At 46.1% G+C, this 24,180-nt stretch carries 20 protein-coding genes; 13 read left to right on the top strand and 7 right to left on the bottom strand.

From position 1 onward, the window contains the following. Positions 1-45: 45 nt before the first annotated feature. Positions 46-2,565, bottom strand: coding sequence for an ATP-binding protein (locus QT979_RS16300; RefSeq protein ID WP_333216088.1), 2,520 nt, complete (start codon positions 2,563-2,565; stop codon positions 46-48). Between the two features lie 488 nt (positions 2,566-3,053). Here QT979_RS16300 and QT979_RS16295 point away from each other — a divergent pair, with 488 nt between their 5' ends. Beyond that, on the top strand, positions 3,054-3,428 hold the full coding sequence (locus tag QT979_RS16295; protein WP_333083474.1) for a hypothetical protein: 375 nt from the start codon (positions 3,054-3,056) through the stop codon (positions 3,426-3,428). A gap of 135 nt (positions 3,429-3,563) precedes the next feature. Here the strand turns inward: QT979_RS16295 and QT979_RS16290 are convergent, their stop codons facing one another. Beyond that, complete coding sequence (locus tag QT979_RS16290) at positions 3,564-4,421, bottom strand: Hpt domain-containing protein (protein WP_333216090.1); 858 nt, start codon at positions 4,419-4,421, stop codon at positions 3,564-3,566. A gap of 191 nt (positions 4,422-4,612) precedes the next feature. Continuing rightward, complete coding sequence (locus QT979_RS16285) at positions 4,613-5,539, bottom strand: DMT family transporter (RefSeq protein ID WP_333216092.1); 927 nt, start codon at positions 5,537-5,539, stop codon at positions 4,613-4,615. A 420-nt stretch (positions 5,540-5,959) separates the two neighbouring features. On the opposite strand from QT979_RS16285, the gene QT979_RS16280 reads away from it, so the two are divergent. Next, entirely contained in the window at positions 5,960-6,763 is an 804-nt protein-coding gene (locus QT979_RS16280; RefSeq protein ID WP_333216094.1) for an SDR family oxidoreductase, read from the top strand. Between the two features lie 174 nt (positions 6,764-6,937). Next, the gene (locus tag QT979_RS16275; protein ID WP_333216096.1) at positions 6,938-7,945 is read left to right on the top strand and encodes an NAD(P)-dependent alcohol dehydrogenase; all 1,008 of its coding nucleotides are present in this window, start codon (positions 6,938-6,940) and stop codon (positions 7,943-7,945) included. A gap of 60 nt (positions 7,946-8,005) precedes the next feature. On the opposite strand, the gene QT979_RS16270 is transcribed toward QT979_RS16275, so the two are convergent. Beyond that, complete coding sequence (locus QT979_RS16270; RefSeq protein WP_333311025.1) at positions 8,006-8,815, bottom strand: calcium-binding protein; 810 nt, start codon at positions 8,813-8,815, stop codon at positions 8,006-8,008. 198 nt (positions 8,816-9,013) lie between these two features. Between QT979_RS16270 and QT979_RS16265 the strand changes: the two genes are divergently transcribed. The 7 genes from QT979_RS16265 to QT979_RS16235 all read left to right on the top strand — a co-directional run bounded on the left by QT979_RS16265 (position 9,014) and on the right by QT979_RS16235 (position 18,865). Further along, the gene (locus tag QT979_RS16265) at positions 9,014-9,994 is read left to right on the top strand and encodes an ATP-binding cassette domain-containing protein (RefSeq protein WP_333214377.1); all 981 of its coding nucleotides are present in this window, start codon (positions 9,014-9,016) and stop codon (positions 9,992-9,994) included. 202 nt (positions 9,995-10,196) lie between these two features. After that, positions 10,197-10,985: an ABC-2 family transporter protein gene (locus tag QT979_RS16260; protein ID WP_333214375.1), complete on the top strand. Its 789-nt coding sequence runs from the start codon at positions 10,197-10,199 to the stop codon at positions 10,983-10,985. 330 nt (positions 10,986-11,315) lie between these two features. Beyond that, positions 11,316-13,880, top strand: coding sequence for a nitrite reductase large subunit NirB (gene nirB, locus QT979_RS16255; protein ID WP_333311023.1), 2,565 nt, complete (start codon positions 11,316-11,318; stop codon positions 13,878-13,880). Between the two features lie 179 nt (positions 13,881-14,059). Further along, the gene (gene nirD, locus QT979_RS16250) at positions 14,060-14,419 is read left to right on the top strand and encodes a nitrite reductase small subunit NirD (protein ID WP_333311021.1); all 360 of its coding nucleotides are present in this window, start codon (positions 14,060-14,062) and stop codon (positions 14,417-14,419) included. A gap of 185 nt (positions 14,420-14,604) precedes the next feature. Then, positions 14,605-16,731: a HEAT repeat domain-containing protein gene (locus QT979_RS16245; protein ID WP_333311019.1), complete on the top strand. Its 2,127-nt coding sequence runs from the start codon at positions 14,605-14,607 to the stop codon at positions 16,729-16,731. A 300-nt stretch (positions 16,732-17,031) separates the two neighbouring features. Continuing rightward, complete coding sequence (locus QT979_RS16240) at positions 17,032-17,562, top strand: peptidoglycan-binding protein (protein WP_333214367.1); 531 nt, start codon at positions 17,032-17,034, stop codon at positions 17,560-17,562. Positions 17,563-17,794: 232 nt separating this feature from the next. Continuing rightward, a complete protein-coding gene (locus tag QT979_RS16235) occupies positions 17,795-18,865 on the top strand; it encodes a patatin-like phospholipase family protein (protein WP_333214365.1) in 1,071 nt (356 codons plus the stop codon). 62 nt (positions 18,866-18,927) lie between these two features. Here the strand turns inward: QT979_RS16235 and QT979_RS16230 are convergent, their stop codons facing one another. From QT979_RS16230 to QT979_RS16220, 3 genes are all read right to left on the bottom strand, one after another. After that, positions 18,928-19,119, bottom strand: a complete 192-nt coding sequence (locus QT979_RS16230; protein ID WP_333311017.1) for a hypothetical protein — start codon at positions 19,117-19,119, stop codon at positions 18,928-18,930. Positions 19,120-19,126: 7 nt separating this feature from the next. Next, on the bottom strand, positions 19,127-20,836 hold the full coding sequence (locus QT979_RS16225) for a pentapeptide repeat-containing protein (RefSeq protein ID WP_333311015.1): 1,710 nt from the start codon (positions 20,834-20,836) through the stop codon (positions 19,127-19,129). Positions 20,837-21,122: 286 nt separating this feature from the next. After that, positions 21,123-21,539, bottom strand: a complete 417-nt coding sequence (locus QT979_RS16220; protein WP_333214361.1) for a hypothetical protein — start codon at positions 21,537-21,539, stop codon at positions 21,123-21,125. Positions 21,540-21,589: 50 nt separating this feature from the next. Between QT979_RS16220 and QT979_RS16215 the strand changes: the two genes are divergently transcribed. Genes QT979_RS16215 through QT979_RS16205 form a run of 3 tightly spaced genes read left to right on the top strand, consistent with a single transcriptional unit; the run spans position 21,590 to position 23,782 of the window. Beyond that, on the top strand, positions 21,590-21,745 hold the full coding sequence (locus tag QT979_RS16215; protein ID WP_333075628.1) for a hypothetical protein: 156 nt from the start codon (positions 21,590-21,592) through the stop codon (positions 21,743-21,745). A 49-nt stretch (positions 21,746-21,794) separates the two neighbouring features. Next, positions 21,795-23,564, top strand: a complete 1,770-nt coding sequence (locus QT979_RS16210) for a S8 family peptidase (RefSeq protein WP_333311013.1) — start codon at positions 21,795-21,797, stop codon at positions 23,562-23,564. After that, positions 23,561-23,782, top strand: coding sequence for a hypothetical protein (locus QT979_RS16205; RefSeq protein ID WP_333085886.1), 222 nt, complete (start codon positions 23,561-23,563; stop codon positions 23,780-23,782). Before QT979_RS16210 ends, QT979_RS16205 begins: the two co-directional genes overlap by 4 nt. Positions 23,783-24,180 lie beyond the last annotated feature (398 nt).

Here is a 24,180-nt window from a genome sequence, read left to right as displayed (position 1 = left end):
CGATTTCCTAGCCTTGGGGATAGCTTCGCTAGCGCGGACTTTTTTTCACTTGACAATGGGTGTCGGATGAGTTTGGCTCAAGGGAATCTCAATAATCAACTCGGTTCCCTCTCCGGGGGCTGAAAAGCAAGTCAATTTGCCACCGTGTTGTTCTACCGCAATTTCGTGGCTAATTGCCAAACCTATCCCTGCACCTTTCCCCAACTGTTTTGTGGTAAAAAAAGGCTCAAAAATTTTCTGGCGAACTTTTTCTTCCATGCCCCAACCGTTGTCCTTGATCCGAACTGCTACAGCTTTTTCTCCGGGACAAAGTTCAGTCACAATCCGAATTTGTCCGTACTTAATTGGCTGTTCTTCGTCGCCGTGCGACGATAAATTATTGTTAACAAAGGCATCTTCGAGAGCATCAATTGCATTTGTCAGTACATTCATAAATACTTGGTTGATTTGAACTGCGTAACACTCAACCAAAGGCAGAGAGCCATATTCTTTGATGAGATGAATTGCTGGGCGATCGGGCTTCGGTTTGAGTCGGTTGCTCAAAATCAATAAAGCGCTGTCCAATCCGTCGTGAATGTCAACTGGTTTAATCTCTGCTTCGTCAATTCTAGAGAAGTTTCGCAGCGACTGAACTATCTCGCGGATGCGGTTAGCTCCTACTTTCATTGAGCCCAGCAACTTGGGTAAGTCTTCAACTATGAACTCTAATTCTACTGCTTCTATTTGTGCTTGAACTTCTGGCGAAGGCGACGGATAGTGCTGCTCGTAAAGCTGCAATAAATTGATCATTTTTTGACTATATTCATTAGCATAGCTAAGATTGCCGTAGATGAAGTTAATCGGGTTAGTGACTTCATAAGCTACCGCCGCCACCAACTGTCCCAAACTTGACATTCTTTCACTTTGCACCAATTGAGTTTGCGCCCGCTTAAGCTCGGACATCGCTGTTTTTAAATTAGCAGTTTTTTCGCGTTCTCTGGCGACTGATGCTTCTAGTGCTGTATTTAATTTTTCGAGTTTATCGACTTGACACAGCACTATATTAATCATTGCTTTTTTCAATTCCAATGCAGCGTCTATTTCGCATTGTTTCCAAGGCAACGATTTGTACCTCACATTTTCTTTCCACAGCTCGAAGGATTTCCGAGGAGACAGTTGAGGGTTGCCATCTTCATCGGTTTCAACTGGTTTGTTGGGGTTGCCCGCCCAATTTACGGTCTTAATTACTTCCGGGCGAAACCACAAAACGTATATTTTCTGAGTTGGCGATATTGCTATCGCCAAACACCCGCTGGCCGTGTCTTTAAATTCCTCAGCTTCTGGATAGCATTTGGTGAGCGAGTCTGTATAAAAAATTTCTTTATTTAAATGCTCTTGCACCCAATTAGTTAAGTATTTGAGCGCTTCTCCTTGAGGTGTTTGCCCTACTTGATAGCAATTGTCTCCAAATACTATTGCGGCTCCCTGGGCGTTGACTGCTTCTAGTAAATTATGCTGACATTTAACTAACACTTCTGACAAGTTTTCGGACGTGGATATGTCTTCAAAAATCTTGGTTTGAATGGATTTTAAGTGTAGTTTGTAGTCGTAGTCTTCGTTTCCTTCTTTTGATTGCAGTTCTAAGGACATTACTTGCCCGATAAATTCGCAGGCTGCGCGCAATTCATAGTTGAGGTGTTTTGGTGTATAGTTGTGGCAAGCAATCAATCCCCACAGTTTTTTGTCTTTGATTAATGAGATTGACATCGAAGCTGCAACGCCCATATTTTGCAAGTATTCTATGTGGATGGGAGAAACGCTTCTCAATACGCTGAAACTAAGGTTGAGGGGCTGGGTCGTGACAGCATTATTTCCTGAAACAAGGGGGACTGGTTGATAATTGATATCTGGAATTAACCTCAGCCAATTTAACGCATACAGTTGTCTGGCTTGTTTGGGAATATCTGAACTTGGGTAGTTTAATCCTAAGAAAGGACTCAGGATTTCTGCTTTGTCTTCAGCGATTACAGCGCCGTTGCCTTCGTGGTCAAATTGATAGACCATGACTCTATCAAAACCAGATATTTTTCTGACTTCTTCTACAGTTATTTGAGATAATTCCTTGAGATTTTGGGCGCTTTGAATTTTGCTGATAGTGGCTCTCACTGAATGATAAAAACTAAAAACAGAAAGATTTTCTGGGCTGGTGGCTAATTCCAACTCGACCATCAATACTTCTTCTACTCGGTGGAGGATGCAGTCAAATTCTAAATATTTACCTTTGTTTATGACAGAGAGCTTGATGGGATTAACGGTTTTTAAGTTTTCATTACACAAACAAAGCTTGAGTTTTTTTAGTTGAACTCGATTGAAGAATAAGCTCAAATTTCGACCGATCGCACTTTCCGGCTCTACTCCTAACAAATCTTGCGTATTTTCGCTGACTTGCAGTATTTCTAGTTCAGGTTCTCGTACAACAAGTAGAACCCCGTGTGGCTGAATGTGCCCCGATATGTGAATGGGTTCTCTGTCGCAGTTTGTCAAGTCCACTTCTTCGAGTGCGGGAATTGTGATTTGTAGATCCATTTTCTTTGTCTTCCGCTGTAAAATTTCGAGAGGTTCTATTGATTTGAGATTTGAGAGCAAATTGGCTTTTCCATAAAAATCTCATATTGTTCGATCGCATAATGGCTCGATCCCTTGACGGACACGGAGAATCAATCACCCGATACTCAGCGAATCAAAAATGATTTAGTCGAAAACCAGCCTGCAGTATGTGTTGCTGTTTAAGCCGCCTCAGCGTTCTAGAATTTTTACCGACTTGGCTCTTCTATACTATCGCTTCCCGATGTTAATTATCATAGCAATTGTTGCCATTCTTCTAGTATGTTTAATAATTTCCCAAAACTTTAATATTTGTGGTAAAATTTTGCCTGCTGGAAAAGGGGGAGAGAAATGCGTCTCCAGAGCGGCCTACTTACTGAAATATTAAGTTAAGGTAAGGGTGACAAGATCTGAAAGTCAAGTCACGCTAAGCTCTTTAAGTATACCCAACAGGCCCGACAATTAGACTGATGATCGACTTCAATACAGTTACTGAATTTTCTCATACCTACTGCATAGCTATCTGTGCCTTTTTAGTTCCGGCAAACTTGCTGACTACTTTGCATACAGCGATTTTGATAGGACTAAACCGACCTCGAATGCAAATTTGGGCGTCTGTCGCTGTGGCCAGCCTTTGGGCTACAGCAATGATATTTCACGTTTTTACCTGGTTCGCGATCGGGGTAGTAATGCCTCCGACATACATCTTGCTAGTTATGGCAATTACTTGTCTGACAATCAATGTCTGGGCGATCGCTCATCCTGCAAGCATGATGCAATTAATTCGAGTTGCGGTATCAGTTGTTAGGGGATATTTCAGAAGGAAGAAGGATGTAGTTGTCTAAGAGAGACAGATATAGCTATCTAGCAACTCAACAAAAAATGGCAGGGGGTAATGTGAAAAAAATCAGGGAAAATATGGGTTTCAGAATAGTTTGTCGGAAAACAAATCGTGCTTCTGAGGGCTGAGTTTTCAGCGCTTATTCCGGTTCGCGATCGCGACAATCTTCTGCTTCCGGGCCGCGGGGATGGATCGTGCAGTTGAGCAGGTAGCCGCCATCGCTTCTGCCGTAATAGTAGCGGCATCCGATGCAAATTGCGGGAGGTTCGATCGTACTTTGGTAAACCGGATAATCCGCAGTCGCCAGCAGCGAAAAGTCGCGCTGCGTCTGAACATTCCCGATAATAGCGCCGGAGAATTCGACAGCTTGGCGGATGTTTTCGATCCTAGTGTAAGGCGGCAGGTAAATGTCAATACAAAGGCGTAGGCCCTGGCTATCCTGATCGTGGCGGGTAATAGTGCCTCCCAGCAAACCGACGCCCGAAGCAATAGCCGAGGAAAATTCGCTCAGGGAGGTGCAGTAACCGGAGAAAACGTGAATATGTTCGTCCGTAGTAGCTCTCACCGTCAGGCGAGTGGGAATTCGCAATCTCAGGTAAGCGTCGAGTTCGTCAAAAACCGGTTCGACGAGGGAGAGCATTTGGTTTGCGTCTTCGTGCTTGAGCCCAAAACCCTTAGAAACCTTGGACACAAGGGCTACTAAAATATCAAAAACTTCGCTTAAGAGCGATTTTAGCCTGCTATCAATGGCGATCGGACATTCTCTGAGCAGCTTTAAATAATCCTCCAAGCGATGAGCAATGCGCTGAATGCTGCTAAATCCGAGCATAGCTGCTCCCCCTTTAATCGAGTGCGAGGCTCGGATGAGCTGGTGTATTCTTTGGGGAGCTGGCACGGTATTTTGCAGATCTTGCAAGCCTTGTTCGATAATTTGGATCTGTTCTGTGGCTTCTTCGATAAAGTAGCCGATGATCCGCTGTAGTTGTTCTGGCAGCATAATTTTATTCTCCTAAAGGCAACCGAGTATTATTAGTCATTAGTCATTAGTCATTAGTCATTAGTCATTAGTCAGACATTTGAGAGTTTGGAACCAATATTTAAGCGACGAGTTATTTTTGTTTTTAAGCCCTAATTTGTTTTATTCTGACTCACGGCAAGTGTAGTGGCAATGTCGAAAACAGTTAACTCTTAACTGTTGACAGTAATTTTTTTTGCTCCGACGGTAGCGGTTGCTACCCCCAACAGCAGCACCCCAGCACCTGCGAGTACCGCCGGCGCGGGCACTTCCCCAAACAGCAAATAACCCAACCAACTCGCCCCAACCGGTTCAAACAAGATGGCAAGAGTTACCAGAGTTGGGGAAATCTGCATTACGGCCCAGTTCAAAATGGTGTGGCCAACTAACTGAGGCAAAGCGGCCGTTAACAAAATATAAAAATATACAATGTCGGGGTAATTAGTATAAGTAGTGCCGAAGGCGAAGGGGAGAGGCAGCAGTACGATCGCAGCAATAGTATAGGCGATCGCGATATAGCCACCAATTCCCAGTCCCCGCCGCTGAGCTTCCCGCCCCAGCAGCAAATACAAGCTGACAGCCCAGGAACCAGCCAGAGCAAGGAAATCGCCAAGCAGTTGGCTGCTGCCAGCATCGGCTGCACTCGCACTTCCCAGAGCGATCGCCATTCCCCCAGTCAGGGCTATAGTAATGCCCGTGATCGACAGTTTGCTAAGTTTTTCACCGAACCAGAAGCGCGACAACAGCGCTACCCAGACAGGATTAGTGGTGACGAGGGCAGTCGAGGCGGCGATCGAAGTATAAGAAAGTGAGGTTATCCAGAGGGCAAAATGCAGGGCCAGACACAAACCCGCAGCAGCAGCATAGCGCCTAGCCCCCGGTTGCAGGGCGTTCCACTGAATTTTTCGCCAAGCCGGAAGCAGAATTAAAGCAGATAAAGTCAGACGAGAGGCCGCGAGCACCAGACTGAAACCCAAACCGCCCGCCCCCGCTGAAAAGTTAGCCAGCCGAATTAAGATTGAGGAAGTTGAGACGGCTAAAACCCCGATAATTAACACTAGGGCGATCGACCAATTAGGTGCTTGTTTCGGAAGATTCATTTTTTAGGTATTGGGCATTGTGCATTGGGCATTGGGCATTGGGAAAATTTATATAGCAATTTTCACATAATGCTGAACACTTTCTGAAGACTTTCTCTTCCCTTCTCTTCTCCTCTCTTCCTTCGTGTCCTTCGCGTCTTCGTGGTTCGTTTAAAAAAAAACCGATCGCCATTCTTAAAAAATTCCCATATCCAAGAAATATTAATGTATAGTAGGGGCAGGGCGGGTTGATAAAATTGTATATTACGGGCAATTATTGTTTGCGAACCCGCCTACAAAATTCAACATCAAACAAGTCCGAATCATCTCGTTTCCGGTTGCATCGGTATTATTCAAACAGTCAACAGTCAACAGTCAACAGTCAACAGTCAACACTCATTCCGGTTCAGCCGGAATTGATATTACAATTTATAACTATCTATGGCTCCTACAGTTTTGATTACAGGCGCTTCTCAAGGAAGCGGCAAAGCAACAGCAATTTTATTTGCAAGCAAAGGTTACGATGTAGTGATGGTGGCTCGCCAGCCAGAGAGATTGGCAGCAGCAGCGGCTCAAGTCCAGCGAGAAGGCACTTCCGCTGTAGCTATTCCGGGGGATGTCGGCGACATTCAACAAGTGCGCGCGATCGTCCAAAAAGCCCTAGATGCCTGCGGCAACATCGATGTTTTAGTTAACAATGCTGGCATTTGTCTCACGGGGGCGATCGAGCACACTACCTCTGAAGACTGGCAGCAATTAATGAATACCAATTTTTGGGGCTGCGTTAACACAATTCAAGAAATCTTGCCACATTTTTTGGAACGAAAAACTGGGACAATAGTCAATGTTGGTTCCATTGGTGGCAAAATGCCTTTGCCTCAAATGACTGCTTATTGCGCCAGCAAATATGCAGTAACCGGTTTAACAGAAACTTTGCGATTGGAATTAGCGCCTCAAGGTATTCACGTTTGCGCCGTGCATCCGGGCCTGATTAACAGCGATTTTTTAGAAAGAGCTCAATTTCGCGATCGAGACGAACCCGCAGTCGAATTGCGCCGCCAGCAAATGAGCAAAATGCTGAAATCTGAGTGGGCAACTCAGCCAGAAGATATTGCTAAAGCTATCTGGGATGCTGTGAAGAATCAGCGTGCAGAAGTTACCGTCGGCCCTGCTTTTTTGGCATCGGAAGCTTATCGGTTGTTCCCCGGTTTGATGCAGTGGGCAATGGAAAAAGGCAAGTTGTGAGACTAATTAGTAATGGATAATTGGTAATTAGTAAAGTACCCAGGGCGCACCGGACAAATTATTAGTAACGCGCCTGATTCCTAGTTGAAGCTTCCCTTGAATATATACAACTAAAGAAAGAGACTGGGAAAGCGGCCCGAACACTATAATGGCAAACAAACCAGGAAATACACAATGCAAATCAAAGCACTAGCAGTTAAAAAAACAGGCGGATTGCTTGAAGAATACAAATTCGATGTCGAACCTCCAAAAGTACATGAATGCCTTATAAAAGTGTTAAGCTGCGGCATTTGTCACTCTGACTTGCACATGATTGACAACGATTGGGGTCAAGCCAAATATCCCCTCGTTCCCGGCCACGAAGTTATCGGAGAAGTGGCAGAAATAGGGCCGCAAGTGACTCATTTAAAAGTGGGCGATCGCGTTGGTGTCGGTTGGCAAAGGTCGTCTTGTTTGCAGTGCTGCGACTGCTTGCGGGGTAACGAAAATCTCTGCGATGAAAACCAGGGATTAATTGTTACAGGCCCGGGCGGTTTTGCCGATTATTTGATGGTAGATTCCCGCTTTGCTTTTCCTATTCCCAAAGGCATCGATTCCAACGTAGCGGGGCCGCTGTTGTGCGGCGGAATTACGGTGTACGCCGGTTTGCGAAATGCGGGGATGAGTTCCGGGCAAGAAATTGGCATTCTCGGCATCGGTGGTTTGGGACACATGGCGGTACAATTTGCGAAAAAATTAGGCAACCGCGTTACAGTTTTTACTACTTCCCAAGATAAGGCAGAATTTGCACATAAAATGGGGGCGGACGAAGCTATTGTAGTAGGAAAAGGCGAAATTCCTCAAGCCCCCAGCAGCAAATTAGATATTTTGTTGAGCACTGTTCCTGCTGCTTTAGATTGGGTTCCGTACATTGATTTTCTCGATTCTAACGGTGCGCTTGCTTTTGTGGGAGTTCCCGACGAACCTTTGAGCATTCCGTTATTTTCGCTGCTGGTAAAGCAACGCCGAATTGTGAGTTCTCTCATCGGCGGTCGCGCTATGATTAATGAAATGCTGGCAATTGCAGAGAAGTTTGAGATTGAGCCGATTGTCGAAGTTTTTGCGATCGCACAAGCGAATGAAGCCATTCAGAAAGTCCGCGACAATCAAGTACGCTATCGCGCAGTTTTGACAGTGAGTTAGATAATGGTTAATGGGTAAGGTGCGCCTAGCGCACCCTACTAAAGATATATAAGCAACGAATTAAAGCAAAGAATTAGCATTAATAAAACGACCATTTAAATCGGCTGGGGTCACGTTCAACATAGTACCCAACAAAGCATTAGTAAAACCAAATCTAATATTAGTAGCTTCCACACGACCGTTGCCATCGGGATCGAGACTTCGCTGGGAGATGCCGCCCTTAGCTAATAAGCTAGTTCCACCGGCTATACTTGCAGGATCGATCAGCAATAATCTCGGATCGTTCAAGCTATAGCTTACCTCTTCCAATGAGATATTGCTGCTGGTAAATTCCACACTAATGCCAATCGAATCGCTAGACTTATCAAAATCCACAATTACCGCGTCAGGAACTTCAATTCCAACTACTCGGATTCCCGCTTGATCGACTCTCAAAACAAATACATCGCTACCTGCACCACCTTGGTAAATATCGATATCTCTGTCGCCAATTAAAGTATCATTACCGTCACCGCCCAGTAACAAATCAACACCTTGTCCTCCGCGCAGCAAATCATTTCCCGCACCCCCATCAAGGAAATCGCTATTTCTATCTCCTGTCAAGAAATCGTCGCCAGTTTCTCCCAAAACATCGTCATCATCTTTGCCGGCGTAAATAGAATCATTGCCGACACCGCCTAGCAGACTGTCTTTACCATCGTTGCCGAAAATCCGTTCTGCATCTGACGATCCCCTGACAGTATCATTGCCACCCACCATCCAAAGTCCCCCAGGAAAACTAGCAAGTTGTCCTGGTGCAAGTGTAATATTTTCAGGAGAATTGTCTCCTACCAAACGAGAGATGCCTGAATTATCTGGGGTGAGTACCATAGTTGTAAACTTTGTGCGATGTGAGCATGGATATTGTGCAATATTCTACAGTTTAGTAGGGTGCGCCAGAACACAGTTACTTCCTGACTCGCGATCGAGCAATCGTTGGCGCACCCTACTAGACAGCTCGATCGCTCCATCTTGGCACAAGCCTGATGGAAATACCCTAGATTAAAATAAAAGTTAAAATTTGAGCCGATGCCAATTATCTTAGTTGAAGACTTGAGCAAAGTTTATCCGGTAGCGATTAAAGAACCGGGACTTAAAGGAACAGTGCGACACTTTTTTAGTCGCACTTACCGCAATATCAAAGCAGTTGAGGGCGTTTCTTTTAGTATTGAACCGGGGGAAGTCGTGGGGTTTCTCGGTGCTAACGGTGCGGGCAAAACTACTACGCTGAAAATGCTGACTGGTTTGATTTATCCGTCTGCGGGTACGGTGAGTGTGTGCGATCGTACTCCTTTCCGTCGGGAAGCAGATTTTCTGCAAAAAATCACTTTAGTGATGGGGCAGAAACAGCAGTTAATTTGGGATTTACCCGTGCTTGACTCTCTGCGAATCAATGCCGCTGTCTACGGCATTCCCGATACAGATTATCGACGGCGAGTCGGAGAATTAACAGAGATGCTGTCACTAGAAGGCAAGTTGAATCAGCCGGTACGAAAGCTTTCTTTAGGCGAACGCATGAAAGCTGAATTGATGGCGGCGCTGCTGCACCAGCCGGAGGTATTATTTTTAGATGAACCGACTTTAGGTTTGGATATAAACGCACAGTTTAGCGTCAGGCAATTTCTGCGAGAATATAACGAGCGCTATCAAGCAACGGTGTTGTTGACGAGCCATTACATGGCTGACATTACTGCTTTGTGCAAGCGCGTTTTGTTAATCCATGAAGGGCAATTAGTTTATGATGGCAGTTTGGACGGATTGCTCGACAGGTTTGCACCTTATCGGGAAGTTCAGGTAAAATTAGCTAAGCCGCTGGAAAAAGATAGTGCTTTTACTTACGGAGAGGTAGAATCTATTGAGGGACAATCGGTGCGGTTTTTAGTCAAAAGGGAGGAGCTGACGGTGAGTGTGGCGAAGATTTTGGCGGAGTTGGAAGTGATAGATTTGACTGTTACCGATCCGCCAATTGAAGAGGTAATTGGTAGAGTTTTTCGCACGGGAAAAGTGTAATGTTTTTGGCTGGGTTCATTCTCCATAACAGGCAAGATATCTGTTTCACTAAAGTTTTAATGTTCTGTGGAACGGGCATCTTGCCCGTTGCTAACACCGAAAAATGGAACAGGCAAGATGCCTGTTCCACTAAATTTTCAATGTTTTGTGGAACGGGCATCTTACCTGTTGCTAACACCGAAAAATTAAATCTACAATTGATATGACAAAATCCCTCAAAATTGCTAAAACTTTGCTAGTTACCTACTACGCTTATATGCTCGAATACCGGGCGGAATTGTTTTTGTGGGCGCTGTCGGGAGCTTTGCCGTTTATCTTGATGGGTGTCTGGATGCAGGCGGCAGAAACGGGTCAATTTGGGCTGAATGCGATCGACTTTGCCCGTTATTTTTTAGCGGCTTTCATTGTCAGGCAAACAAATGTAGTTTGGGTGATTTGGGAGTTTGAAAAGGAAGTAGTGCAAGGCAGGCTATCTAATAGATTGTTGCAGCCTCTCGATCCCGTATGGCACCACTTCGCATCTCACGTTTCCGAAAGGTTTGCGAGGCTGCCCTTTGTATGCGGATTAGTGCTGCTGTTTTTTGCACTTTACCCGCAGGCTTTTTGGCTGCCGAGTTTGGGCAGGTTTTTGCTGTTTTTGTTGGTTATCGTCTTGGCTTTTTGCTTGCGGTTCTTGATACAGTATACCTTTGCGCTGTTTGCTTTTTGGCTGGAGAGGGCAAGTGCGATCGAACAATTCTGGTTTTTAATTTACCTGTTTTTATCGGGACTTATCGCGCCGCTGGAAGTTTTCCCCGCACCCGTGCGCGAAGTAGTTTTGTGGACGCCTTTTCCTTATTTGATTCATTTTCCCGCTTCAATCTTGATAGGATTGCCCGTAGATTTAGGCCGCGGTTTGTTGGTAATGTTGGGTTGGAGTGCGGTGTTTTTTGTGTGGAATCGCTGGCTTTGGCGACAGGGCTTGAAGCAGTATTCGGGTATGGGAGCTTAAATAATAATTAAAAATTATAAAACAGTAAGCTGCGTCACAGTAAAATGTTAATCCTTTTGTCAAAAAGACTTACTTGACGCATCCTACTTAACTGTGGAGTAAATCTAAAATTTAAAATCTAAAATCGACTGACCCACCCGAATTAACTGTAGAGTAAATCTAAAATCTAAAATCTAAAATCTAAAATCGCACACATCATGCAAAAATGCAATCGCGAGTATTCGACAATTGCATAAACATCCATTTTTTGTATATATAAGTACAAAAGTTTACAATAAATTCTTATATTAATAAATCCAACGACTGATAAACGGGATAAAAGAGATTCTAATGACAGCCAAAAAAAACCTCATTGTAATCGGCAATGGCATGGTAGGTCACAAGTTCCTGGAGTTAATGGTGAGTTCGGATGCTGCCAAACACTGGAATTTAATTACTTTTTGTGAAGAACCGCGCGTTGCTTACGATCGCGTAAACCTCAGCGGATTTTTCTCTGGCAAAACAGCGGGAGATTTATCTTTAGTTGCACCGGGATTTTATCAAGAAAACGGCATCCAAATTTATATCGGCGACAAAGCAGTCGCCATTAACCGGGAACACAAAATAGTCTCTTCAGCCAACGGTTTAGAAGTTCCCTACGACAAAATTGTTCTCGCGACCGGTTCCTATCCATTTGTGCCATCAATTAAAGGTAAAGACGCTACAGGAACTTTTGTTTACCGGATAATTGACGACCTGGAATCGATGTCCGATTACGCTAAAAATTGCAAAACAGGTGTAGTAATTGGCGGCGGTTTGTTAGGTCTAGAGTGTGCTAATGCTCTGCAAAATATGGGCTTAAAAACTCACGTTGTTGAGTTTGCGCCGCGGCTGATGCCCGTGCAAGTTGACGAGATTGGCGGGGCAATTCTCCGCAGCAAAATAGAAGAGTTGGGCGTTTCGGTTCATACCAGCAAATCTACCACAGAAATTGTTAGCGAAGATGGCAAAGTTACTAAAATGCTGTTTGCTGATGGTTCGGAATTGGCAACAGATATGATTGTGTTTTCTGCTGGCATTCGCCCCCGCGACGAAATTGCCCGAAGTTGCGGTATAGAAGTAGGAGAACGCGGTGGCATAATCATAAATGATAGCTGCCAAACCTCCGATCCTGACATTTATGCGATCGGAGAATGCGCGCTGTATCAAAATCGCATCTACGGCTTAGTTGCGCCTGGGTATACAATGGCAAGCGTAGCTGCAGATATTTTGAGCCGTGTAGCAGATGACGGACAAGATGCCAGTCCCACAAGCACTTTTACTGGTGCGGATATGTCCACTAAACTCAAATTATTGGGGGTGGATGTCGCTAGTTTTGGAGATCCTTTTCCCAAGTCGGGGGATGCTAAAGAAATTGTTGTCACTGACACCTTCCAAGGCATTTACAAAAAATTAGTTTTAAATCAAGACGGCAGCCGGATTTTAGGCGGAATTCTCGTGGGAGATGCTTCGGCTTACGGCACTTTGCTGCAATTCATGCAAAATGAAATTGCTCTGCCGCCGCATCCCGAAGATTTGTTAATGCCACCGCGAGAAGGGGGAGTATCGGCGGGTTTTGGAGTTGACAGTTTGCCGGATTCGGCTCAAATTTGTTCTTGCAATAATGTTACCAAAGGGCAGATTTGTGCAGCGATTCGCGAGCATAATTTAACCGATGTTGCCAGCGTCAAGAAATGCACTCAAGCTGGGACGGGCTGCGGCGGTTGCGTGCCTTTAGTGACGGATATCTTCAAGTCGGAGATGAAGAAAGCTGGGTTTGCAGTCAAAAATAATCTCTGCGAACATTTTGAATATTCTCGTCAAGAATTGTACCATTTAGTGCGTTCTCAAGAGATTAAAACCTTTGAGGAGTTGATTGAAAGACACGGCAAAGGTAAGGGCTGCGAAATTTGCAAGCCTGCTGTTGGTTCCATGCTGGCTTCTACTTGGAATGACCATATTTTAGAGAAGTCTCACGTCGGTTTGCAAGATACGAACGATTACTTTTTGGCAAACATTCAGCGCGACGGTACTTATTCGGTGGTACCCCGAATACCGGGGGGAGAAATTACGCCGGATAAGTTGATTGTTTTGGGTGAAGTTGCCAGGGATTTTGGGCTTTATACTAAGATTACTGGCGGGCAACGGATTGATTTGTTTGGAGCTCGCGTGGATCAATTGCCGCATATTTGGCGTCGGTTGATTGATGCGGGATTTGAGTCGGGACACGCTTACGGTAAGGCTCTGCGTACTGTAAAATCTTGTGTTGGTAGCACTTGGTGCCGCTTTGGGGTGCAGGATTCTACGAGTTTGGCGATCGAAGTTGAATTGCGGTATCGTGGTTTGCGATCGCCCCATAAGCTCAAATCTGCTGTCTCTGGCTGCACTCGCGAATGCGCGGAAGCTCAAAGCAAGGATTTTGGGATAATTGCGACAGAGAATGGTTGGAATTTGTACGTGTGCGGCAACGGTGGCATTAAGCCACAGCACGCGGTTTTGCTGGCTACGGATATCGATAAGGAAACTTTGATTAAGTATATCGATCGATTCTTGGTTTTCTACATCCGCACGGCCGACAGATTGGAACGCACTGCTACTTGGTTGAACAAACTTGAGGGCGGGATTAAATACTTGAAACAAGTGATAATTGAGGACTCTCTGGGCATTTGTGCTGAATTGGAAGCGCAAATGGAACATTTAGTGAATACTTATCAATGTGAGTGGAAAACGACGATTGAAGACCCACAAAAGGTGCAGCGGTTCCAGCATTTTGTGAATTCCGATTTGCCCGATCCGAGTATTGTTCGTGTTGCGGAACGGGGACAAACGCGGCCGGCTAACGAACATGAAAAGGCTCTGGCTGGAGTTTCGGAATAACCCATCCTCAGCCCTCCCCTTGAATCAGGGGAGGGAGCAAGAATCTCGTTCCCCGGCTCTGCCTGGGAATGAAGTCCGGGAGGCTCTGCCTCCTTCGGCGAGGCGAGGCAGAGCCTCGAAACCTACGTTCCCAGCCGGAGACGGGGAACGAGATTGAAGTAAAATAACAGGAAAAGAAGATGGTTCAATCATTACAAGTTTCGGATACTGTGACTACTTGGGTAGATGTGTGTTCTCTGGATGCGATCGCCGCTTATACTGGAGTTTGCGCTTTAGTTAAAAGCGAACAAGTGGCGATTTTCCGAGTGGGAAACGGAGATGAAGTTTATGCGCTCAGCAATTACGACCCGTTTAGCAAAGCTTTTGTTTTGTCGCGGGGAATTGTGGGCGATCGCAACGGGACTCTCAAAGTTGCTTCTCCCATTTACAAACAAAACTTTAGTCTCACTACCGGGCAATGTCTGGATGATGAAACGGTAAAGATTCCTACTTTTGCGGTTCGGGTTGTAGCCGATCGCGTCCAAGTAGCTGTTAGTTAAATTCAGCGGCTTAATTGTTCGATCGCCATCCGCCACCACCTAACATTCCTGTGGGTGCTGGCGGATTTTACATTGGGGCCCTGCCGACTCAGTATTTTTCGTCTAAAATAGAGTCGATTGGCTCCATACTCCAGGCTCGCTCAAAAAAATCTCAACTAATATCCGAGCTGATGGGAGGATTGTCAATGCAAACAAACTTCAGCGAGCAGGGTATCGGTATGTTGTTAAAAAAACTTGTTTCCGAAAATAATCCCCAGACGGTAGCAGAGTTAATCCATGCCCAACTCAAAATCGGTCAACTGACTTGGGGCGAACTCAACATACAAGTTTTCGGCCAGCACTGGCGGGACGAATCTTTGCACGAAGTCCTCAGAGAAATTGCAGCTAAGCTCGACAAAGAAACAGCGAGCCAAATTATAGAATATCTCACGGATCAAAACGGTCAACAAGCAAAATTTATTAATTTGTTTTTAGCAGCGCAATGCCTGTTAAAAGTTAAAAATGATGTTAATAAAAAAACCGCCAAAAAACTGTTAAGCGCTTTAAAAAAGTTATCGCAATACGGTACGGGTTTCCTGATTCTTTATCAAAGCGCTCAAGAGTTGCAGGAAACTTATCAAATTCGCAATCGATCGATCGCGGCGATCGCCCAAACTTGGAAAAACGACCCGCAAACCCTGCCCTGGCTGAAAATACTCGCTCACTCCACAGACTGTGGCGAAGTCCGGGCCACAGCAGTCGAAGCAATAGCCCGTGGTTGGCCAGACCAGCCAGAAATTTACCTGATGCTCAAAAACCTCGCCAAATCCGATAGAAGCTGGGCAGTGCGATCGACCTGTGTGCGAGAAATGGCTTTTGGTTGGCCAGACACGAGCGATACCTTGCCACTGTTGACTGCCTTGGCTCAGTTTGATCAAAGTCCCGCAGTTCGCACCGCAGCACTCGAACAGTTGGCATTTAATTGGCCCGATCGCACAGATACCTTGCTGCTGCTGAGAACCGTCGCCGAATCCGACGAAAATTTGGGAGTACGAGTCTGTGCGTGGCAAGAAATAGCCAGAGGTTGGCACAGCCTTTTAGGCACCGCCTCCCTGCTAAAAAACCTTGCTCAGACAGGAAGTTCTATCCTGCGAACCGTAGCGGTGCGGGAGTTGGCAGCAGGCTGGCCCGCCGCAGCCGACGTTTACCTGCTGCTGAAAACCCTAGCCGAATCCGACAGCAGTAAAGAAGTGCGGACAGCAGCCTTAGAAGAATTGGCCTCGCACTGGCCCAATGAACCAGACATTTACCCACTGCTGAAGAATAAAGCCGAGTCCGACGCGAGTTCGAGCGTCCGGCGCTCAGCAGTGCAAGCAATTGCCTCTGGCTGGCCTGGGAACCCCCAAACTCTGACTTTTTTGAAAAATATAGCATTGGGCGATCGCGACGCAGACCTGCGCGAAATAGCCCTACAACAGATAGCCGCAGGTTGGCCCGACCACCCAGAAACCCTGCCCCTGCTGCAAAAAATAGCTGATTCCGAGGATTACTGGACTGTGCGGCAAGTAGTAGTGGAGGCTGTCGCCACACTGGCGTCAGAAAGTCTCGAAGTCTTTGGCTGGTTGCAAAATCTCGCCGGGTCAGACAGACACCTGAACGTCCGAGAAACTGCGGTGGAAGAAATCGCAAAACGCTGGTCTCACCGGGGCGAGACGCTGCCTTTCCTCAAAAGCCGGGTCGAGTTGGAGCATGATTCTCACCTGCTGAGCGTGCTGGTGCGATCGATCGTGCGGGGGTGGCCCGACGCCCCGGAAACCTTGTCTTGGCTGAAAATTCAGCTCGATTCTGGGGAAGCGCTAGTGAGGGAAGCGGCGGTGCTTGAACTCGCTTACAACTGGCCAGACAATCCTGAAACTTGGATGCTGCTAGAGGCTAAAGCAGAGGGCGATGAGAGTCCCGCTGTCAGGCAAATCGCTTTGCAAAACTTAGCGCGCGGGTGGACAAATCAGTCTCAAACTTTCGAGTGGCTCAAAAGTAGAGCTCAAAAAGATGAAGATTCGCAGGTGCGGGCGATCGCCCTGGTAGAGTTAATGCGGGGATGGAAAGACGAGCCGGGAATGTTTGAGTTTTTGCGCGATCGAACTTTGAGCGATCCTGAAAATCAAAACGGTTCTTTTCCTTACAACCCCAGATTTACAGCACTCGAAGCGATTATCGAACATTATCCCGAAAATCCGGGAGTTGTGCCTTTGTTGCGATCGCTTGCAGTTTCCGACGCAGAAGAGCAAGTGCGGGCCTTAGCGGGTCGCCGGCTACGCAGCCAAGACTGGTAAGTAGAAACAATCCTTTAGACACCTCGGAAAATTAATCATGCCTGCTCTTATTTCTGGAGTTTGAGGAAGCTCCAACTTTAGATGTTTAGGCATAACTTGTCTTCATTGCACTCTTAACATTCTTTCAGTATCTCATTCCGGCGCAGCCGGAAGTGATATTAACAGTTAACACTGGGACTAACTCAAACGAGTGACACTCAAATGAGTGACACTCGAAAAAGTTACTGTGCATCCACAAATTCCACCAGTTATACCTGAAATATCAAAGACCAAAACTTAAATGTTGAGAGGAACCACATTATGTACACCGAAGAAAGAAGCTTGAACAATGAAACTATGGCTCTCGTCGCCGAAACTACTTCTCAATCAACTCTGGCATTTGCTGAAACAACGGGAGTAAACAAACCCACTTTACAAAGGGGTTCAACAGGTCAAGCTGTCAAGGAACTACAACAGCTTCTATATCATTGGGGTTATTATTCCGGGGCGATTGACGGTATTTTCGGCATCCAAGTTCACAACGCCGTCAAAGGCTATCAACACCGCGTCTTTTTACAAGAAGATGGGATTGTCGGCCCTATCACTTGGCAAGCACTATACTCTGGTGCACCTGTGAATATGCCGGTAGTCATGAAGGGCAGTTCTGGTAATGCTGTTAAAATTGTTCAGAATGTCTTGAAAATCAATGGATACTATTTCGGTTCCATTGACGGATTCTTCGGGGCGATGACAGATGTAGCAGTGCGACAATTGCAACTCAGCAAGGCTTTACCGCAAGATGGAATTGTCGGCTACAAAACGTGGCACGCCCTCAGCAAGTTACGGCACTAATAACGGGTGGGATTCATATAAATTCCGGTTGCACGAGCGAAATAATTGTTGAGTGTTGACTGTTAACTCGGGGTCAAAAAACAGAATGGTTAACTGTTAACTGTTGACTCGACTTGATTATTCCGATGCAACCGGAAACCATATGATGAGCTTGGCTGTTGGTATTTTGATGCTGTAGGAGTTTGTTTCATTTCTGTTGATAATTTAAGCAATATCTAAAGGAGTACGTGTGATGGGTACTAAATTCAAGAGAAGAATTCTCTCAATTGATGGTGGTGGTATTCGGGGTATTATTCCTGCGATCGTTCTCAACTACATTGAAGAGCGCACAGGAAAACGCATAGCAACAATGTTTGATTTTATTGCAGGCACTTCAACCGGAGGAATTTTAGCACTGGGTTTAACTAGAAAAAACTCAGATTCTAGCATCAATAGTGAGCCAGAGTATACCGCTGCCGAACTTGTAAATTTCTATCGCAAATATGGACAAAAGATTTTTAATGAGTATATTATAGGGGATATTGATGATTTGTTACAACCCAAGCACAACCCAAAAGGTAGGCAACAAGTTTTAAAGGATCTTTTAGGTGAAGCTAAGGTTGAAGAGGCATTACGAGAAATTTTCATCCCCAGCTATGATATCGAACTCAGAGCACCAATTTTTTTTACAAGCAATCGGGACGCAGAGGAAATCAAGAGTTTTGATAGCCGGAAAGTATGTACGGGATTCAAAATGTGGGAAGCAGCAATGGCAACTTCTGCTGCACCGACATTCTTTCCACCCTACCAACTCGAAACGGGACATCATACCGATGAAGGATATTACGCTTTGGTAGACGGCGGAATTTTTGCAAATAATCCTTCCTCACTTGCAATGATGGAGGCGATGATTTCTTACAAGAAAAAAACGGGTGAAGAACTACAACGTACTGAGACCCTTGTTGTTTCTTTGGGTACGGGTTCACTAACTAAGAAATATAAGTATAAAGAAGCCAAAAATTGGGGTCAAATAAAATGGGCTATTCCCTTACTTAACGTTGTTCTAGATGGTCAAAGTGAATCGGTTGCCTATGAACTTGCTCAGCTAATGGTGACTAAAAAAGATCAAGAAAATAACCGAAACTACTATCGTTTTCAACTTCAATTGAGTAGCGATAATGGTCACGATCAAATCGACAACGCAAGTCCCACTAATATTGAGTACCTAGAGAACAGAGGTGAAAAACTCATTGAACATAGTAAGAAAGATTTGGATGAGTTGTGTAAGCTTTTGAAGGAGGAAACTGAACTATATCCTAATTAACCGCACCGTTAAATCGAGATCCGGTTGGAGGATTTTGAATGGGGGTAAGATTTTGTGTGTATTCATTCCCACAACAGGGCATCCCAAACCGCACCGCTTCCCCCATTACCTAACACCGATCGCGATCCGAAGCCGTTTTCTCCCACCTGATCAAATCTTCCCGAAAATTCGGGTCTTGCTTGGCATACTGCACGAGGCTTGTAGTTTCTGACCCAGTAGAACAAGTGCGGGCCGCCCGCTTCAAGTGTTAACAATTAACTGTTAATAATCGCTCAAAAGGCCGATCGCATACCGCACCGCTTCCCCCATCATCGAACCACGAACGCGATCGGACGCCGTTTTCTCCCACGTGAGCAACTGTTCCCGAAACACCGGGTCTTGCTTCGCCCGCTGCACGATCGCCTGACTGATGACTTTCTTTTGAATCTGCTCTGTCGGGATACCTTGCTGCTTCAAATAATCCAACAGCCGCTGCACGCTTTCGGAGAATTTATCCGGCGTCTGAGACATCAAAATAAACGAAATTTGGCGCACCATTCGCTGGTAGATTTCCTGTCTTCTGAGCAATATTTCCTTGTGACTCGGTTCCACCGACTCCACACTGTTACTAGGAACCCCCAAGTCGAGCAAACTCAAAATTTCAGCGTCCTTGGCTAAAACCTTTTCCAACATATCTGGATAAAGTTCCAAAATGCGATCGCCCAAAATCTTGCCGTTCACCAAACGGTTCGCGCTCAGCCTCAGTAAATTTTGTTCTCCCGCAGAGTCAAAAAATTGAACGTTAAATTTGAGTTCGTGGCTTTCCAACTCCACCCGACGCAGCGTAAAAACCAAAGCCTCCCAATTAGGAGGTTCATCAAAACACACCTTCACAATAGAACTGTCCTCTTGATGCTGCCGCCCCAATTCCCCCGACTCAAAATCGCGATTGACCGGAAAGCGATTTGCCGCAACTTTCGCAGTATAATCAAATTCAGTAAAAACATAGCTGCAGTCAACCCTCGACAGATCGACATCTTGAACTTGCCAATTTTGAATGCAGCAACCCGTAAGCTGCGCCCCCTCCAAATTCGTCCGAATCAAACGGCACTCAATCAAACAAGCTTCTCTTAAATCCGCCTCACCCAAAATCGCATCCATCAAATAAGCGCCGCTCAAATCAGCTTTCCGCAAATCAGCACTTCGCAAATTAGCTTCGCTCAAATCCGCCCGCAACAAATACACTGCTTGCAGGTTAGCTCGCAGCAAAAGCGCCTTCTTAAAACTCGCTTTCAATAAATAAGAACCTGCCAGATTAGCTCGACTCAAATCAGCGTTATCCAGCACCGCCTCAGTCAAATCCGCCCCCGCCAGCACAGCTCGGTGCAAGTCAGCGCCCGTCAGATTTGCAGATCGCATTTGAGCGCCATTCAAGTCAGATTCAATCAAATTTACACCGATTAAAATTGCCGATCGCAAATTCGCTTCCACCAAATGCGCTTCCCGCAAATTAGCACCCGTTAAATTAGCACCAACAAGACTGGCGCGGTTGAGATTCGCCTCCATCAATTCCGCCGCCATCAACTTCGCGCCGTCGAGTTTAGCCCCGGCAAAATTAATCTGGTCAGATTTAACTCCTTGAAGATTAGCACCGCCCAAATCCGCTTCGGGGAACGCAGCCCAATTGAGTTCTGCTGCTGCCAAACAAGCAAGGCGCAAATCCGCTTTCGCAAGATTTGCCCCGCTCAAATTTGCCCCACTCAGATTCGCCCCAGCTAGCCCCGCACTGCGGAGATCCGCGCGGCGCAAACAAGCCCCTATCAACTTGGCATTGCTCAAAAAAGACCAGCTCAAATTAGCACCGGTCAAGTTAGCACCAGTGAAGTCTATTTCTCGCAGGTTAACACCGCTTAAACTAGCGCCGCTGAGGTCAATGTGACCAAAGTTACGCTCTCCCTGTTGATAGCGCTGTAAAAATTCTTGTGTTTGCATTCCGCAGATTGGGGGGCTGGCAATTTAGCTGTTTTAGGACGCGCGGTTCATAACTTTAACTCTAAGGTACGCACGGAACACGAGCGGGTTAGGCACTGGGACACTACTCCTACTACTTACTGCAAGAACTCATGTCCTCCGGGTGATCCGTGGGTACTGTACCTCTATAGATGACACTTCAAAGGATTTGTTGCGTAAGTTCTATTTCTACTACCAGTTTTACAGACTTTTGTAACTTAAAGCAGCAGAGTTCACATCTTATACGCTGCCCCGCCGGAGAGTGTTTTTACCTAAAGCGCTGCAATTCTTGCTGCAAGTGTTTTCCCCATTTAGTCGCTAGAGGAATTTCTGTAAAAGGAACCTGCACCGCAGGAGCATCTTTCAACAAAAATTCGAGGGCGATTGGACTCCCAGAATTCGGTGGCGAATCTAAATCAACTGCCTGAGATTTGACTAACAACCGCAGCGATTGCACGTCTTTTAAAGAAAAAGTTTGCAAATTTACCGGCCCGCTGCGAGTAGGTTTTCCCCAAGTTAAACTGTCTTCTTGCTGACCGAGTACAGCATAAATATCGTACTTGGCTTTAGCGAATTGTTCTGCCCAGACGCGATACGCTTCCAGCTTTTGATACTCGTTCCATCCTGCCCAAGCTAGCCCAATAAAAATTGCCAGCAGCGGCAGCCACATTAAACCTCTTTCCATGCAATACCCTTTTTGAAAATAATCGCTTGTTCAGTTTCTCATCTTCTCTAATGATACAATTAATTGAACTCCTCAAACTTGCTCTGCAATTTAAACTAGAAATTAGAGCAATTTTTGAGCGAGCAACAGCCACTGCCGAAAACTACCAAACGCTCGCGTGGGAGATATCCACAAGTCGCAGCAAGGAAAACTGGCGCTGGCGGTGAAAATTGGGTTATTGTGGTGAACACGCCTTCCCTAAACGGACGATCGGCAATGAAAAAGTTTTTCCTTCTGTGCTTATTTTTAATCGGGCTTGGCTGGGCGATTTCTAATTTCCCAGGACTTGCTACTCAAGGCACTTACGACTCGATTGTGCTGGATTTCCGCGAAGATTTGGGTGCTGCTGAGATTGCGAAAGAAGTAAATGCGATCGCCCAACAGTACCAAGTCGCACCGCAACTCAACAGCGAATTCTCAGCGGCAGACAATGTATATGTAGTTAAGGGCGATCGTACTTTGCTAAACGCCCTGAGAAAATCAAATTTGGCTAAAGATACCGAATACATTGAACCGAACTACGTATATAGCGCTTTCGAGATTCCCAACGACCCCATGTATACCAAGCAGTGGAATCTCCGCAGTATCAACGTAGAATCTGCCTGGAACGAAACCAAAGGCAGCGGCACAACAGTAGCGATAATTGACACGGGTATTACTCCAGTCGCTGACTTAAAAGAAACCAAATTTGTACCGGGCTACGACTTTGTAAACGATCGCGCCGAAGCCTACGATGACAACGGCCACGGTACTCACGTCGCAGGTACTGTCGCCCAATCAACTAACAACAATTACGGCGTTGCGGGCATCGCCTACGAAGCAGCTTTAATGCCGCTAAAAGTATTAAGCGGCAGCGGTGGCGGCACGGTTTCCGACATTGCCGAAGCGATCAAATTTGCTGCTGACAACGGTGCAGATGTTATCAACATGAGTCTCGGTGGCGGCGGTGAAAGTCAGTTAATGGAAGAGGCGATCGACTACGCCCACTCTAAAGGCGTTGTCATCATCGCAGCCGCCGGCAACTCCGGCGACAGTTCCGCTTCCTATCCCGCCCGCTATCCCCACGTCATCGGCGTTTCCGCCCTCGGCCCCGACGACGAAAAAGCCTCTTACTCGAATTTCGGCGCAGGGGTTGATATTGCAGCCCCCGGCGGTTCTGAAATGGGCAAGATCCTGCAAAGTACGATCGACCCGGAAACCGGCGCCGAAGTCTTTGAAGGCTACCAAGGCACTAGCATGGCTTCTCCCCACGTTGCCGCCGTTGCAGCCCTTGTCAAGGCCTCCGGCATCACAGAACCAGACGCAATTCGCAGCGTACTCTTGCAGTCGTCGCGAACAGTCACTGAAGATCCGTTAAACCATTTTGGTTCCGGACACCTAGACGCAGCCGCAGCAGTTCAGCTAGCCCAGCGCGGACAAATCAACTTCCGCGATTTCTTCCGCTGGCTGCGCGATAACGGCTATCTCAACCCCCGCTTTTGGATTGACGGCGGCGCAGTCGCCCTGTTGCCTAAAATTGCAATGGTGCTCGGTTCTTACCTGCTGGCTTTCTTTATGCGGAATTATTTTCCGTTCCAGTGGACTTGGGGCTTTTCCGGCGGCTTGATGGCTGGTAGTTCTGGGTTCTTTTTCTTGCGGAACTTGTTTGTATTTGACTTGCCGCAGTGGCCGATGCGGGTGATGGGCAGTTCTATTCCAGAACTCGGCGGTGCAATTAATGGCAGCAGTATGCTGAATCCCTTTTTTGCTAGCGTTTTGATTCCGGGGGTTTTGATTGCTTTGCTGTTGGGACATCAACAGTGGAAGTGGATCGCGATCGCAATTTCGATCGGTTTTGCCAGCAGTTTAGCGGTGAATGCTTTTGTCTCTCCCACAGTCTGGGGATTGGGCACAGGTTTGATATCACAAACATTCTTAATTGTCAATGCTTTTCTGTGTTTCGGACTGGCGCGTTTAGCAATTAAAACAGAGGTGCGATCGGCATGAGTATTACTGTCAAAGGTGAAATTGAACGCAAAGGATTAGGCCCGGGTACTTGGGCATTGGTTGGCCAAGATGGGGAAACTTACGAACTTAAGGATGCTCCTTCTGACTTGAAAAAAGCTGGTTTGAAAGTGAGTGTTAAAGGTGAAGTCCGCAAGGATGTGATGACGTTTGCTATGATCGGCCCGGTGCTTGAGGTGCAGTCTTTTGAAGTGTTGTAGGTCGATCGACTAATCCAGCTTTCGAGCAAAAAAAACCCCGGCCAAAATTGGCTGGGGTTTATTAATCAGGGTGCATCTTTATTTACTTTCCAGTGGCTAGTACGATGTTCGGGAGAAATTTGATTTTTAACCGCAGATGCACGCAGATTAACGCGGATAATTTTTGATTTATTGAAATTTTGCTGTTTTGGCTGCAATACGAAAAAAAAACCCGGCCAAAATTGGTCGGGAGTTAATTAATCAGGGTGCATCTACTAATTTAGTCTCCGGTTCGAGGTGCACCTGTTCCGGACTGTTTGCGAAAATTTGGGAAAATTTGTGGTTTTGGCTGCAATACGAAAAAAAAACCCGGCCAAAATTGGTCGGGAGTTAATTAATCAGGGTGCATCTACTAATTT

Source organism: Microcoleus sp. w2-18bC1, assembly GCF_036700365.1.
Taxonomy (GTDB): Bacteria; Cyanobacteriota; Cyanobacteriia; order Cyanobacteriales; family Microcoleaceae; genus Microcoleus.
Note: the sequence above shows the minus strand (reverse complement) of the source record. Positions and strands in the feature narration are given on the sequence as shown.

What these genes read in the sequence shown, in the direction of transcription:
- QT979_RS16300 (WP_333216088.1), bottom strand. Translation starts at nt 2,565, where the DNA reads ATGGATCTACAAATCACAATTCCCGCACTCGAAGAAGTGGACTTGACA.
- QT979_RS16295 (WP_333083474.1), top strand. Translation starts at nt 3,054, where the DNA reads ATGATCGACTTCAATACAGTTACTGAATTTTCTCATACCTACTGCATA.
- QT979_RS16290 (WP_333216090.1), bottom strand. Translation starts at nt 4,421, where the DNA reads ATGCTGCCAGAACAACTACAGCGGATCATCGGCTACTTTATCGAAGAA.
- QT979_RS16285 (WP_333216092.1), bottom strand. Translation starts at nt 5,539, where the DNA reads ATGAATCTTCCGAAACAAGCACCTAATTGGTCGATCGCCCTAGTGTTA.
- QT979_RS16280 (WP_333216094.1), top strand. Translation starts at nt 5,960, where the DNA reads ATGGCTCCTACAGTTTTGATTACAGGCGCTTCTCAAGGAAGCGGCAAA.
- QT979_RS16275 (WP_333216096.1), top strand. Translation starts at nt 6,938, where the DNA reads ATGCAAATCAAAGCACTAGCAGTTAAAAAAACAGGCGGATTGCTTGAA.
- QT979_RS16270 (WP_333311025.1), bottom strand. Translation starts at nt 8,815, where the DNA reads ATGGTACTCACCCCAGATAATTCAGGCATCTCTCGTTTGGTAGGAGAC.
- QT979_RS16265 (WP_333214377.1), top strand. Translation starts at nt 9,014, where the DNA reads ATGCCAATTATCTTAGTTGAAGACTTGAGCAAAGTTTATCCGGTAGCG.
- QT979_RS16260 (WP_333214375.1), top strand. Translation starts at nt 10,197, where the DNA reads ATGACAAAATCCCTCAAAATTGCTAAAACTTTGCTAGTTACCTACTAC.
- nirB (WP_333311023.1), top strand. Translation starts at nt 11,316, where the DNA reads ATGACAGCCAAAAAAAACCTCATTGTAATCGGCAATGGCATGGTAGGT.
- nirD (WP_333311021.1), top strand. Translation starts at nt 14,060, where the DNA reads ATGGTTCAATCATTACAAGTTTCGGATACTGTGACTACTTGGGTAGAT.
- QT979_RS16245 (WP_333311019.1), top strand. Translation starts at nt 14,605, where the DNA reads ATGCAAACAAACTTCAGCGAGCAGGGTATCGGTATGTTGTTAAAAAAA.
- QT979_RS16240 (WP_333214367.1), top strand. Translation starts at nt 17,032, where the DNA reads ATGTACACCGAAGAAAGAAGCTTGAACAATGAAACTATGGCTCTCGTC.
- QT979_RS16235 (WP_333214365.1), top strand. Translation starts at nt 17,795, where the DNA reads ATGGGTACTAAATTCAAGAGAAGAATTCTCTCAATTGATGGTGGTGGT.
- QT979_RS16225 (WP_333311015.1), bottom strand. Translation starts at nt 20,836, where the DNA reads ATGCAAACACAAGAATTTTTACAGCGCTATCAACAGGGAGAGCGTAAC.
- QT979_RS16220 (WP_333214361.1), bottom strand. Translation starts at nt 21,539, where the DNA reads ATGGAAAGAGGTTTAATGTGGCTGCCGCTGCTGGCAATTTTTATTGGG.
- QT979_RS16215 (WP_333075628.1), top strand. Translation starts at nt 21,590, where the DNA reads ATGATACAATTAATTGAACTCCTCAAACTTGCTCTGCAATTTAAACTA.
- QT979_RS16210 (WP_333311013.1), top strand. Translation starts at nt 21,795, where the DNA reads ATGAAAAAGTTTTTCCTTCTGTGCTTATTTTTAATCGGGCTTGGCTGG.
- QT979_RS16205 (WP_333085886.1), top strand. Translation starts at nt 23,561, where the DNA reads ATGAGTATTACTGTCAAAGGTGAAATTGAACGCAAAGGATTAGGCCCG.